Genomic DNA, 13,128 nt, shown 5'->3' with positions numbered 1-13,128 from the left:
CCCGCAACCCCGCCGCCCTGGCCACGCGGCTACCCCGCCGCCCTGGCCACGCGGCTACCCCGCCGCCCCGGCCACGCGGCTACACCCCGCCGCCCGGCCGCCCCGCTGCGTCAGCACGGATGCCGTCAGTGCGAGCGGGCCGCGATAGCCGCATCTGCCTCGATGTGCGCCGCGGTTTCGAGCAGCGCGGGAAGGCAGGCGCGGCGCAGCGACTCGCTCGTCCCCGACGACGCGGCCGTCGAGACGTTGATCGCCGCGACGACCGCGCCCGAGGCGGAGCGGATCGGCGCAGCAATCGACCGCAGCCCGGGTTCGAGCTCTTGGTCCGCGAGCGCCCAGCCCTGCTCGCGCACCCTGTCGAGTTCTGCGATCAGGGCCGCCTCGGAACCGACGGTGCGTTTGGTGAGCGCCTGCAACTTCACGTCATGCAGATAGTCAGACAGGGCATCCGCTTCGAGCCCGGCGAGTAAGACGCGCCCCATCGAGGTGGCGTAGGCCGGTAGGCGGGTGCCGAGGTTGATGCCGACCGTCATGATGCGATGGGTGGGCACACGCACGATGTACACGATGTCTGACCCGTCGAGAATGGCGGCCGAGGTCGACTCGCCCACCCGTAGCGAGAGGTCTTCGAGCTGCGGCTGCGCGATCTGGGCAAGCGTGAGGCCCGAGAGGTAGCTGAAGCCGAGCTCGAGAACCTGCGCGGTGAGGGCGAACGTCTTGCCGTCGGTGCGCACGTAACCCAGCTCGATGAGCGTCATCAGAAACCGCCGTGTCGTCGCCCGAGTCAGGCCGGTGGCTCGCGCTATCTCACTCAGCGTCATCAGCGGTGCATCGGGACCGAAAACCCGGATGACCGACAACCCCCGCGCGAGAGACTGCACGAACCCGCTGCTGGGGCCCGGCAGCTCACCGATTTCGGGCGCATCGCGTGCCTCAGCGCTCACGAGATGAGCTCTCGCATGCCGGCCTCGAGCGCGGCAAGCCGGGTGGCCACCGACTTCTTGCGTTTCGCCAACGAGCCACGGGCGCTCGAGACATCGATGTAGACCTTGAGCTTGGGTTCGGTTCCGCTCGGCCGAACCATGATGCGTGATCCGTCTTCCGTTCGGATGCGCAGAATATCGCTTGGCGGCAGGTCGGCAGACCCGCCTTTCAGGTCGTCGATCGAGGCGACGGGGGTGCCGCCGATCTGCTGGGGAGGATTGTTGCGCAGCGCCGCCATCACCTCGTCGATGCGTGCAAGATCGGAGACCCGCAGCGAGATCTGCACCGAATCGAAGTGCCCGAACCGCTCGCTGAATCGGTCGAGCTGGTCGGCGATGGTGAACCCGTCGACAGCGAGATCGCTGGCGAGCGACAAGAACGCGACGGCCGCCGAGATGCCGTCTTTGTCGCGCAACATGGTCGGGTTAACGAGGTACCCGAGAGCTTCTTCGTAGCCGAACACCAGGCCCGGCACGCGCGAAACCCACTTGAACCCGGTCAGGGTTTCGCGAAAGCCGAGCCCGTAGTCGGCCGCCACCGCCGCGAGTGCGGGCGACGACACTACGGAGCAGGCGAGTGTGGGCCGGGCCACAGACGGCTGAGCCGCCGCTGCGCCACCGTTGGTGCCCACCTCACCACGTGCCATCAGGCCCAGCGACGCGGCACCCTGCGCCACCGCTTCGGCTGCCCGCCACCCCAGCAGCATGCCGACCTGGTTGCCCGTCAGTCGTCGGTAGCCTTCGGCGGTCGAGCCGTCAGGAATGGCGATGGCCAGCCGATCGGCGTCGGGATCGTTCGCGATGATCACGTGCGCGCCGACCTCGCGTGCCGTCGTGAAAGCGAGGTCGAGGGCGCCCGGCTCTTCGGGGTTCGGAAACGAGACAGTGGGGAATCGGGCATCCGGTTCGATCTGAGCAGACACCAGGTCGGGCTCGATGAACCCGGCGGCGCCCAGCACGCGACTGAAAGTGTTCCAGCCGACGCCGTGCATGGCCGTGTAGACCACTCGCGGCTGCGCACCGATCTCGGTGGGTGGAAGGCGCCCGACCGCCGCCGTCTGGCTGATATACGCCTCGATGACAGACTCGTCGGCGACCTCGTAACCGGATGATCGGGGCAAGGTATCGACGGGGGAGTGCCCGGCAACCCGAACGATCTCGGCCTCGATCTCGGCGTCGGCCGGTGAGACGATCTGCGCCCCCTCGTCGATGCCGCCGAGGTAGACCTTGTAGCCGTTGTCGTTCGGCGGATTATGCGAGGCCGTCACCATGATGCCGGCGCTCACATCGAGGTGCCGAACCGCGAACGCGACAAGTGGTGTCGGTAGCAGTCGGGGCAGCAGTATGGCGCGCACCCCGGCTCCCGCCATGAGCTCGGCCGAGTCCCGTGCGAACACCGCAGAGTTCTTGCGCCCGTCGAATCCGATGACGACAGAGGGAGTCGTGCCGGGCGCAGCGTGCGCCGTCAGGTAGGCGGCCAACCCGGCGGCGGCCTGGGCGACGACGACCCTGTTCATGCGGGTGGGGCCGGCCGCGATCTCGCCGCGCAACCCGGCGGTTCCGAATTTCAGACGCCCGTCGAAGCGGCTGCGAAGTTCGTAGAGATCGCCCGCCGCGATCAACGCTTCGAGTTCGCCGCGTGTCTCGGGGTCGGGGTCTTGCGCGATCCACGCCCGCGCAGTGCCGATGAGGCCGCTCGGGTCGGCGATCATCGCGTCGTCGGCTGTCGCGTCACCGGTTGCGGCGTCGCCGGTTGTCGCGTCGCCGAATGTCGCGTCGCCGGTTGTCACAGGGCCGCCACGATGCGGGCGAGCAGCGCGCTGATCACCGGCTCGGCCGATCTGCCGGCCTCGATGACCTCGGCGTGCGACAGCGGTGTCGGCGAGATTCCGGCGGCGAGGTTGGTGATCAGCGACATGCCGAGCACCTCCATTCCCGCTTCGCGTGCGGCGATCGCCTCGAGAGCCGTCGACATGCCGACGATGTGCCCGCCGATGGTCTTCGCCATCTGTACCTCGGCCGGGGTCTCGTAGTGCGGCCCGCGAAACTGTACGTAGACGCCTTCGTCGAGTGAGGCATCCACTTCTCGGGCGAGGTCACGCAGACGCCGTGAGTACAGATCGGTGAGGTCGATGAACGTCGCACCTTCGAGGGGTGAGTTCGCGGTGAGGTTGATGTGGTCGCTGATCAGCACGGGCTGGCCCGGCGTCCACGTCTCGCGGATTCCGCCCGCACCGTTGGTCAGGATCATCACAGACGCGCCGGCCGCCGCGGCAGTGCGCACGCTGTGCACGACGCGCCGTACCCCGTGGTTCTCGTAGTAGTGCGTGCGTGCACCGATCACCAGGGCGTGCTTGCCGTTCGGAAGCCGAACCGAGCGCAGCGAACCCACGTGACCGACGACCGCGGGAGCACTGAATCCGACGATCTCGGTGGCCGGAATGGTGGCGATGGTCTCGCCGATGAGATCGGCCGCCTTCGCCCAGCCGCTGCCGAGAGTGAGGGCGATGTCGTGCTTGTCGATGCCCGTCTTCTCGGCGATCTGCCCCGCGGCTTCACGCGCGATTTCGAACGGAGAGAGGTCTGGTTGATCGAGTGGGTTGCTGACTTCTGATGACATCCCACCACTTTAGTTACCGATGCCCGGTCGGAATCGGCGAAATTGCGAACCTGTGCAGTTTGGCCGCACAGTGCGGCCTGGGGAAGAATGGTCGGCATGGCCTATGAATTCGAGCGTAAGCAGAGAATCACCATTCTGGGTGGCGGCCCCGGGGGGTACGAAGCGGCCATCGCGGGGGCTCAACTCGGCGCCGATGTCACTCTCGTCGAGCGTGTCGGGGTCGGTGGGGCGGCCGTACTGACCGACGTCGTTCCGTCGAAGACGCTCATCGCCACGGCCGAGGCGGCGAACGCCATCGGCGAGGCCGCCGATCTCGGGGTGCAGTTCTTCAGTCGCACCGAATCCGGCCGCCCGGTTCGGCCCGACGTGGCGGTCAACATCGCCGCCGTCAATAAGAGGCTGCTCGGTCTTGCACGTCAGCAGTCCGAAGACATGAAATCCACGCTCATCCGTTCGGGCGTTCGAATCGTGCAGGGCGAGGGGCGACTGGATGGTCGTGACGCCGTCATCGTCTCAACAGGCCAGGGCCCGAACGGTGTCGATTTCGACCGAATCGAAGGCGACACTATCGTCGTCTCGGTCGGGGCCAGCCCGCGGCTTCTCACGAGCGCCATGCCAGACGGTGAGCGTATCTTCACGTGGACCCAGCTGTACTCACTCGAGGCGATCCCTGAGCATCTCATCGTCGTCGGCTCCGGTGTCACCGGTGCCGAGTTCGCCTCCGCATATACCGCCCTCGGCTCGAAGGTCACCCTCATCTCGAGCCGAGATCAGGTTCTTCCGGGAGAAGATGCTGACGCCGCTGCGGTCATCGAGAACGTCTTTCGGCGCAACGGCATGACGGTTCTGTCGAAATCGCGCGCGGATTCGGTCGTGCGCACCGAGAACGGCGTGATCGCAACGCTCTCCGACGGGCGCATCGTCGAGGGAACGCACTGTCTCATGGCCGTCGGCGCCATCCCGAACACCGCAGGCATCGGGCTCGAAGAGGCCGGCGTTCAGCTCACCGAATCCGGTCACATTCGCGTCAACCGGGTCGCTCGAACGAGCGTACCGAGCATTTATGCCGCGGGCGACTGCACCACCTTTCTTCCACTCGCCTCCGTCGCGTCGATGCAGGGCCGTACCGCCGTCTTCCACGCGATGGGAGACGCGGTGAACCCCACCGAGATTCGCAACGTGGCGTCGAACATCTTCACTCAGCCCGAGATCGCAACCGTCGGCTGGACCCAACGCCAGATCGAAGAGGGCATCGCACAGGGCGATATCTACAAGCTGCCGCTCTCAGAGAATCCGCGCGCAAAGATGATGGGCGTCAAAGACGGCTTCGTCAAACTGTTCGCCCGCACGGGGTCTGGCACCGTCATCGGTGGGGTCGTCGTGGCGCCGAAAGCGTCTGAGCTCATCTTCTCTATCGCGCTGGCCGTCGAGCATCGCCTCACCGTCGATCAGCTCTCTCGTGCCTTCTCGGTGTATCCCTCGCTCACTGGGTCGATCACCGACGCGGCGCGGGCCATGCACATCGTTCTCTGACATTCGGCCGTACGCCGAGTTATCCGGTGAAGTGCGGGTTGACAAACCCAAATCCGTTGGCGGAAACTCGCTTTTTCGCTACGCTCAGACCGTGACGTGGACCACAGACATCTTCAATTCATACCAAGCGAGAACCGGTGGAGTTGTGCGGAGGTCGATTCAATCAGTGCACCAATATGGGTCGATGGAAGATCTGATCGATGAAGCCATGCAGCGTGGATTCCACGTGATCGAGACCGGGGATCAGCTTGTAATACTCTGCCATCCCGGATATATGGTCATTCACTGCTGAGCGTCACGCTTACCGCTCGCATCCTTACCGGCCTTCTCGGTCGCGTCGTCGCGGACTGCTTTAGCGTCCTCGGGGCTGATTTGTAGCAGAGCAGCTAGAAATGCCTCGGGGTCGACCTCTGCGTTTGGTACATCAGCCTTTTCGCTCATAGCGATGCCAGTTCACGAACAGCGTCTGTAGGCCACGGAATGCCGTCCGCGCGTTCGTCTGCGCCTTCTGCGCGTTCCCATTCGTCCTCGGTCGCGACCCACAGAACCTCGAAGGAATGGCCTGGCTCGGGTGACCCAAGTGCCCGCACTATGATGCGTTGGCCAGTGGCCGTTGTTACTTCTACTTGATCTCCTCGGTTAATTGCCATACGTCCAGCCTGGCGTCTGCCAAAGCCTTTGTGAAGAAATATCTTCTGGAAGATTGCTTAACGAAGATCTCTTATGGCAGTCTTATTGAACGCGGCGGATGGTCTGCCATAAGGGAGATACAGATGGATACCGAAGCGTCCGGCTTTCGGCCTCCTTACATGTCGTTTCAGACGTTCTGGAACTTCATCGAGGAGCTGGCGGCTAAGCCGTTGCCGCCGCGCATCGACCGCTCGCTCATGAGCAGCAAGTCGGGCACAGACCAAGCCAACCTCACCATGGCACTGACGTCGTTCGGGTTTACTGACAGCGAAGGTAATGTGCAGACCGCGCTAACCAACCTCACGGCGACCGACGCGGAGCAGCGCCGCACCCTGTTTGGGGAGATGATTCGGGAGTGTTACAGCGGTCCGATGCGCGTATCTGACCAGAGTGGAACATCTGCCGCTCTTACGGAAGTCTTCAATTCTGATTACCCGTCGATTGCCTCGGCTGACACCCGGCGCAAGGCGATTACCTTTTTCCTCCACGCTGCTCGTGGCTCAGGTCTGGAACTCAGTGTGCATTTCCCCTCGACGCGCTCGGGTTCGGGTTCACCCGGTAGCTCCAAACCAAAAAAGAATTCGGGGCGACGCAAGCCGCCACCGCCGCCGGGTGCAGGTACGGCTGACCAGCAGCAGTCGAACGGGACCGGTAACTCCGGTGCGGCTGGACACTCCCAGACCGTGATTCTGAATTCCGGCGGCACAGTCACCGTCACCTACGACGTCGATCTTTTCGCCGTAAGCGACGAAGACGAATCTTTTGTGCTCGACATCATTAAAAAGCTGCGGGGTTACCGATCCGGTGCCGCCGCCGAATCCACTACAGAGTCGGGTGGATTATGAGGAGGGCGTAAGCCCCCGCCGCCAGCACTCTGACAGGAGAACGGCGGGGGCAATACACGAGACCGGTTCGGCTAAGGCTGTCACCTTGTCGGATCGGTCTTTGTTAGGGCCGGGGCATGGTTGCCAGGTTGCTGTTGGAGGCTCCCCTAGCGGGTCCAATCCCCGTCCGGTCCACATATTACGTCAGATTTATAAGAATTAACAGCCCTCCGGCTCCGGCTACCATTGGCTTGTACGTCAGCCGCCGACCTTGCACTTGGCCGAGGAGCATCTTCATCCGCTCAGAATCAGTGCTCTTGCTGCTCGAGTAGAGCCAGTCGAACTGTGCCAGATAACGCTTAAGGTGCTCCGTGGAGACGCTGGGGTGTGTACCGTCGAGCGAACGCTTGAGTTGCGAGAAGAACCGTTCCAGCAAGTTGGTGGAAGCGCCACCCTTGAGCTTCCAGATACCGGCGGCGTGGTTGACGAACACGTGACTGGCGACGTGCGGCGCGGTCGTCAGGTACGCCTTAGCGCTGTCGGTCTGCAGGTATGTCTCCGCCAACTCCGCGTTCTCTTTGATCTTGTTGACCAGGGTTTAGCCGGTGACGTCGTTGACGACCATTGAGCGAACTTCACGGGTTTCGAAGTGCACCAGAGCAAATACCGGCGGCTTGTCCGTGGTGCCGGACTTGCGTGGCAGTTCGCGCGGATCGTTGCGGTGACGGTTCGCCGGGTTGCCGCCGATAAACGTTTTGTCGGCCACAACGCTGCCCTCGAACAGCGACGCGACTGGCTCCCGCTTCATCGCCTCACGGATGCGGTGCACCATGTGCCGCGCGCTCTCGTTCGTGATCTCATACTTTCGGGCGATCTCGCGTGCGGCAACCGAGTTCTTGGATGAGCACATTTCGAAGAGGACAAGCAGCCATGTCCGGATGGTGATTTTCCTGCCATGAAAAATCGTGTCCGTAAGAACCGAGAACTGTTTCTTGCAATGTCTGCATTTCCACACGCGGCGCTCCGAAACGGAACCTGTACGGGTTTTGCGGCTCGAATCGTTCGCCGGGTTCAGGTAGTAACAGCGACCGTGAGCGCCGCACTTCGGGCACGATTCCGGCTCGCCTCCCCAGCGCAGATTCTCAAGCAGGAGGTATGCGTCGGCCTCGGTGTGGAGAGACGCGGCCGGCTTCGGGATGCTGAACTCTTGCTTGTTGGTCATGCCTGTGGATAACTGGGTTTGTCAGCTCGCACGTCACCAGTTATCCACAGGTCGTCGAAGGGGCGCAAGCCTAGCCGTGAGCTGATATATCCTCACATCGTGCGGTCGAGCCATCCGGGTTCACCGCAGCCGGTGAAAGGATGACCGTGAAACGACTATGTACGAAGGCGCCCGGGCGCAGAAGCGTGAAGCTCGTGGTTGCGGGCCTCGTCGCTGTTCTGCTTGTTCTCGGGGCCGGGGCGCTCGGCGCTACGGCAGCCCCTGTGGTGAACGATTGGTTCGGCGCATTGCCCGCGGCAGCTCGACCCAGCGCTATTCTCAGTGCCCCAGACGGTAGCATTTTCACGGCCGACAGCGGTACGGATTCGGTCTCGAAGATTCTGCCTGACGGAACAATCGACGGTCTCTTCGACGGCACGCTGCCTCCCGGTTCGCTTCCGCAGGGCCTGGCTCAGGATGCCCGGGGTGCCCTTTACGTCACGAGCACCACTCTCAGCACGGTGTACAAGCTCGACTCGGCAACCGGGCTCGTCGACGCCGCGTTCGCGGCGAACCTCGGCACGGCGCTTGATGGTCGGCACCCCGTCGCCGTCACGGTGAGCTCTATCGGAGACATCTTCGTGGCAACCGCAACCGACGACAGCGTGAGCCGCCTCTCGCCGACGGGGGCCCTCATCGACACATACCCCCTGGCGCACGGGGCCGAGCCGGTTGCGCTGCACTTCGCCGACGACGGTCAGCTCTATACGGCCAATGACGGCGACGGCACCGTCTCGCGAATCACGTTCGATCTGGCCGGTCGAGGCACCGTCGTCGCGTCGTGGGCCGAGCTGCCGGCCGGTTTCTATCCGATCGACTTGGCGTTCGATCATCACGGATTTCTTTACGTTCTCAGCCCCTCCCGCGAAACCGTCTCGAAAGTCGATCTCGCGCTGCCGCCCGGCGCCAACGTCGTCGAGAATCGGGCTCATCCGAGCGAGCATCCGGCTGCGATCACGAGTGATGCGCTCGGCAACATCTACACGAGCGATCTCGGCACGAATGCGGTGTCGATGCTCTCGGCCGACGGAATGGTCGTCGGAGAAGTCGCCAGCCTGAGCGGTACGCCTTTCGGCGAATCCATCACTGCATCCGACAGCGGAGCGGTGTACATCGCCAACAGTGACACGAGTTCGATCGCCCGCGTCGACATGTCACCTCGCATAGATTCCTTCCCGCCTGAGCTCGTAGCAGCGGTCGGGCAGCCCTTCGACATGACGTTCAGTGCGTCTGGCGTCGATCCCGAGGTGTTCCACGCCACTGGTGGGAGGCCACCGGGCATCACGATGACGGCGAGCGGCGAGTTGTCGGGTATTCCGGCCTCGTCGGGCACCTACGAATTCGATCTCGTCGTCACCAACGCGGCAGGTCAATCGAGCGCCCAACACGTTGTGATGGTGGTGGCCCCGCGTCCCGGCAGCACCGGGTGCTGGTTCTCCACGGAGGCGTGCGGCTTGTAGCTCAAGCGAATCAGGTGTCGAACAGCCCGCGGATGTCATCGGCCGTGAGCGCCGAGCTGAACGTCGCATCGTCGTCGAGAACCGCGTCGAACAGCTGAGCCTTCTGCTCCTTCAAAGCCATCACCTTCTCTTCGATGGTGTCGGCCGAGACGAGGCGGTAGACGTTGACGCTCTGCTTCTGGCCGATGCGATGCGTGCGGTCGATGGCCTGAGTCTCCGACGCCGGGTTCCACCAAGGGTCGAGCAGAAACACATAGTCGGCCTCGGTGAGGTTCAGCCCGAACCCACCGGCTTTCAGGCTGATCAAGAACACGGGCGCGCGGCCGGTCTTGAACCGGTCGATGACCTCGGAGCGTCGCCTGGTGGAGCCATCGAGGTATTCGTACTCGATGCCCTGGGCATCGAGCCGCTCGGCAGCACGTTTCAGAAAGGAAGTGAATTGGCTGAATACAAGGGCACGGTGCCCTTCGGCGGCGACGTCGTCGAGGTGCTCGAGCAGGGCATCCAGTTTTGCCGAGGGCACCGCAGCGTACTTCTCGTCGATCAGCGAGGCGTCGAGGCTCAACAGGCGCAGGAGCGTCAGCGAACGGAACACGATGAGCCGATTCCTATCGAGGTCGTCGATCAGGCCGAGCAGCTTCTGCCGCTCACGCTGAAAATAGGTGTCGTAGAGGCTGCGGTGCGATGGCGCGAGGCCGATGCTGAGCACCTGTTCTTGCTTCGCCGGAAGCTCTGGTGCCACGAGTTCTTTGGTTCTGCGCAGCAGAAAGGGGCGGATTCGGCGGCGCAGCTTGGTGAGAATCTCAGAGTCGAAGCCGTGACCGAGAGGCCTGACATAGTCTTCGGTGAACTTTCGAGACGACGGAAACAGGCCCGGTGCAACGATGTCGAACAGCGCCCACAGCTCCATCAGATTGTTCTCGATGGGGGTGCCCGTGATCGCGAACTTCACCGGCGCATCGAGGTCTTTCGCGCAGCGGTGCAACTTCGACGTATGGTTCTTCACGAACTGAGCCTCGTCGAGCACCAGCGCAGACCAGCTCAGAGCGCGGTAGGCCGGCGCGTCGAGCCGGAACAGTGCGTAACTCGTCACGAGCACATCGGCGCCCTCTGCCAGCTCGGCGAGAGTAGATGCGCTCTTCGCCTGGGTGGCGGTCACCGACCGCACAACAAGATCGGGGGTGAACCGGGCGGCCTCATTGACCCAGTTCGAAACCACCGAGGTCGGCGCCACCACGAGAAACGGGGCCGCCGGTCTCGCGCCCTCGACGCGGTCTGCCGGTGGCTGCGCCGAGCCGTGATGGGCCAGATCGGGCTGCGTCGGGGCGGCTCGGGTATGGGCGATCAGCGCGAGGGTCTGCAGCGTCTTACCGAGCCCCATGTCGTCGGCGAGCACTCCGCCGAGCCGATGATGAAAGAGAAAGGCGAGCCATTCGAATCCGTCATGCTGATACGGCCGCAGCGTCGCCTGCAGTTGCGCTGGCACCGGCAGGGTGTCGGGGGCTGTCGATCCGCTCAAGACAGAGACGGCGTCTCGCCACGTCACGGCCTGCTCGGACTCTTCTGCCAGGTCTTCGAACTCGCTCCACAGATCGGCCTGGTACCTGGTGATGCGAACACCGGTCTCCCACTCGTCGAGGCCCGAGGCCTCTTCGAGCAGCTCACGCAGACGCTCGAAAACCGGATGGTCGAGCGCGAGGTAGGTCTTGTCGACCATCAGCAGTTTCTTCTGCTTGCGAGCGAGGGCCTTGAACAGCGGAGCGAAAGGTATGCGGTAGCCGTTCATGTTCACGACGATGCCGAGGTCGAACCAGTCGCGCTTCTCGCTTTCGACCGTGGTCACAGTGAGTTCGGGCACGCCGCTGAGCTCGCGATACGCCGGCCGCTTACCGACGATGTCGACCCGCACGCCGGCGACATGCTGCAGCTCGCTCAGCACCTTGTCGGTGAAAACGGCGGCTTCGAAGCCTTGCAGCACCAGATGCTCGACCAATCGGGCCGGTTCGGTGACCGACTCGTTGATCGCGCCGTCGATTCCCGCATCGCTGTGGTCGTCGATCAGCCGCTGTATGAGGGGAATGACCAGCGCGAGAGTCTGGCTCTCGACTTCGTCGTGCCGGTCGATGTCGCTCAGATCGATGTCGGTCACACCAATGTCGCTCACACCGATGTTTGTCACAGAATCGGTCGACAGAGGAAGGCGGGTGCGCTTGTCTCCGCCGTACTCCCACTCCCAGTCGAGCTGAAGCACGTTCTTCGGGCGAAAACGCGCCGTGAGCACAAGAACCGGCGCAGAGATGCGCGGCAGCGGTATGGCGCTGTCGGCCGACACGATGTCGATGGCTCGCTGCAGCCGCGGAAAGTAGCGGTCGAAGAACTCCGGTACCTCGTCTGCCGGAACATCGATGCCGCTGGAGCGATCGAAAAGCGGCTCGACCCGCTCGTCGAGGGGAGTTTCGAGTCGCGTGAACGTGATGAACGGGTTTGTGCCCAGTTCGTAGACATACACCCCGTGCGAGCCGATCAACCCGGTTGCTCCGCGCTCGTAGTCGACTCCGTCGAGCGACGTCACGGGCACGAGCCGCAGCGCACTGTCGTGGCCACCGTGCGTTTCGAGGCGTACCCGTGCGTGCCGCCCCCGCCGCACTCGCAGGCTCTTCTTCGACCCCAGCAGAGCGATACCCAACTCGTTTGCTTCGTCGAACAGGTTCCACAACAGCGGGCTCGTGAAGTCGTCGAGATAGAGCCAGTCGGCCTCCTGGCCGGTGTACAACTCACGGGTGGCTCGTTGCAGGGCCGCGAACTGCGCGAACCACTTCGCTTGAGCGGGGTCGAGGTTCAGGCGATTGGTCTGGTGGCTCAGCGTGGCCCAGCTGAGGCTCGCCTTGACGAAGCTGCCGACGTGGTTCTTCATGACGGGGCGCACAGCCAGTCGGCGAGGATGACCGCTCGCCACCGCGCCGGTGTCGCCGCCGCCCTCTGCGCTCGCGGCCGGTTTGGCCGTCTGCGACAGGGGCCCACGCCAATGCTCACGCGTTCGGGGCACGAACTCCCGAATCTCGAACTGCAGACCGAGTGCCGTCGTTTCTCCTGGAGTGCGGCCCGTCGTTCGGCGAGCTCCGGATGCCCGGCCGACCCCGCTCGCATTGGCGCTGTTCGACGGCCCGAGCGCGGCGAGCGTCGACCGCCAGTCGAGCGCTTCGGCGGCGGCTTCGGGCCGCAGTCGTGGCTCTGGCGGAAACCAGCCCGACTCCTCGCGCGTCGTGTCGTCGAACGAGTCGTCGGTGTTCCACCGGTCGAGGGAAGACTCGGCGAATTCGTCTCCCGGTTGCGTGCTGCGCACAGGAGTACGGGCCGGGTCGGCCGGCTGAAAGCGCGAGTCGAACCGTTGGCTGCCGTGAACCTGCCGGGCCGGTTCGACGCCGATCGAGGGTGTCGCTTCGACGAGGTGACGGGTATTGCTGGCCAAGAGCACGGCGGCGACGTGCTTGCAATCAGAACGCATCGGGCAACTGCAGAGTGCCGCGCCTTCGACGATGAAGCGCGTTCCGAGGCGTCGCAGAATGACTTCGCTCTCGTACGGCTCGAACGCGCTGCCTTGAACGCGGCCGGTGAGCACGAGCGTCTGCTCGTTCCAGTTCAGCTCGAGCACCTCGCGCCCGCGGGCGTAGACGCGACCCCGTTCGAACGCGGCGCGCCCGACCAGCCGCGAGATCTCGCCGACGTCGACGAGCGGAAAGGCTGGTGTCGACATTCC

Annotated in this window: 9 protein-coding genes; 3 read left to right on the top strand and 6 right to left on the bottom strand. The window is 64.0% G+C overall.

What is annotated here, in order from left to right; translation table 11 throughout:
* Positions 1-125 precede the first annotated feature (125 nt).
* From LQ955_RS12045 to LQ955_RS12035, 3 genes are all read right to left on the bottom strand, one after another.
* Positions 126-944 (bottom strand): IclR family transcriptional regulator domain-containing protein, encoded by an 819-nt coding sequence (locus tag LQ955_RS12045; RefSeq protein WP_231024778.1) that lies wholly within the window; start codon positions 942-944, stop codon positions 126-128.
* Complete coding sequence (locus LQ955_RS12040; protein WP_231028123.1) at positions 941-2,695, bottom strand: phospho-sugar mutase; 1,755 nt, start codon at positions 2,693-2,695, stop codon at positions 941-943. Before LQ955_RS12040 ends, LQ955_RS12045 begins: the two co-directional genes overlap by 4 nt.
* A 74-nt stretch (positions 2,696-2,769) precedes the next feature.
* Positions 2,770-3,603 (bottom strand): purine-nucleoside phosphorylase, encoded by an 834-nt coding sequence (locus tag LQ955_RS12035; RefSeq protein WP_231024777.1) that lies wholly within the window; start codon positions 3,601-3,603, stop codon positions 2,770-2,772.
* Between the two features lie 96 nt (positions 3,604-3,699).
* Between LQ955_RS12035 and LQ955_RS12030 the strand changes: the two genes are divergently transcribed.
* Positions 3,700-5,136 (top strand): NAD(P)H-quinone dehydrogenase, encoded by a 1,437-nt coding sequence (locus LQ955_RS12030; RefSeq protein ID WP_231024776.1) that lies wholly within the window; start codon positions 3,700-3,702, stop codon positions 5,134-5,136.
* Positions 5,137-5,816: 680 nt separating this feature from the next.
* The gene (locus tag LQ955_RS12025) at positions 5,817-6,671 is read left to right on the top strand and encodes a hypothetical protein (protein WP_231024775.1); all 855 of its coding nucleotides are present in this window, start codon (positions 5,817-5,819) and stop codon (positions 6,669-6,671) included.
* A gap of 178 nt (positions 6,672-6,849) precedes the next feature.
* Here the strand turns inward: LQ955_RS12025 and LQ955_RS12020 are convergent, their stop codons facing one another.
* Both LQ955_RS12020 and LQ955_RS12015 read right to left on the bottom strand, forming a co-directional pair.
* The gene (locus tag LQ955_RS12020) at positions 6,850-7,215 is read right to left on the bottom strand and encodes a transposase (protein WP_231024774.1); all 366 of its coding nucleotides are present in this window, start codon (positions 7,213-7,215) and stop codon (positions 6,850-6,852) included.
* A 33-nt stretch (positions 7,216-7,248) separates the two neighbouring features.
* Complete coding sequence (locus LQ955_RS12015; RefSeq protein WP_231024773.1) at positions 7,249-7,872, bottom strand: transposase; 624 nt, start codon at positions 7,870-7,872, stop codon at positions 7,249-7,251.
* A gap of 185 nt (positions 7,873-8,057) precedes the next feature.
* Between LQ955_RS12015 and LQ955_RS12010 the strand changes: the two genes are divergently transcribed.
* The gene (locus LQ955_RS12010) at positions 8,058-9,371 is read left to right on the top strand and encodes a Vgb family protein (protein ID WP_231024772.1); all 1,314 of its coding nucleotides are present in this window, start codon (positions 8,058-8,060) and stop codon (positions 9,369-9,371) included.
* A gap of 10 nt (positions 9,372-9,381) precedes the next feature.
* Here LQ955_RS12010 and LQ955_RS12005 read toward each other — a convergent pair whose 3' ends face one another.
* On the bottom strand, positions 9,382-13,125 hold the full coding sequence (locus LQ955_RS12005; RefSeq protein WP_231024771.1) for a DEAD/DEAH box helicase: 3,744 nt from the start codon (positions 13,123-13,125) through the stop codon (positions 9,382-9,384).
* Between the last annotated feature and the right edge of the window lie 3 nt (positions 13,126-13,128).

Origin of the sequence: Subtercola endophyticus (assembly GCF_021044565.1) — a bacterium.
GTDB classification, from domain to species: Bacteria; Actinomycetota; Actinomycetes; order Actinomycetales; family Microbacteriaceae; genus Subtercola; species Subtercola endophyticus.
The sequence above is the reverse complement of the archived record's forward strand: the minus strand, read 5'-3'. Positions and strand labels throughout refer to the sequence as shown.

Coding starts and splice junctions, on each gene's coding strand:
- LQ955_RS12030 (WP_231024776.1), top strand. CDS start 3,700: ATGGCCTATGAATTCGAGCGTAAGCAGAGAATCACCATTCTGGGTGGC.
- LQ955_RS12035 (WP_231024777.1), bottom strand. CDS start 3,603: ATGTCATCAGAAGTCAGCAACCCACTCGATCAACCAGACCTCTCTCCG.
- LQ955_RS12005 (WP_231024771.1), bottom strand. CDS start 13,125: ATGTCGACACCAGCCTTTCCGCTCGTCGACGTCGGCGAGATCTCGCGG.
- LQ955_RS12015 (WP_231024773.1), bottom strand. CDS start 7,872: ATGACCAACAAGCAAGAGTTCAGCATCCCGAAGCCGGCCGCGTCTCTC.
- LQ955_RS12040 (WP_231028123.1), bottom strand. CDS start 2,695: ATGATCGCCGACCCGAGCGGCCTCATCGGCACTGCGCGGGCGTGGATC.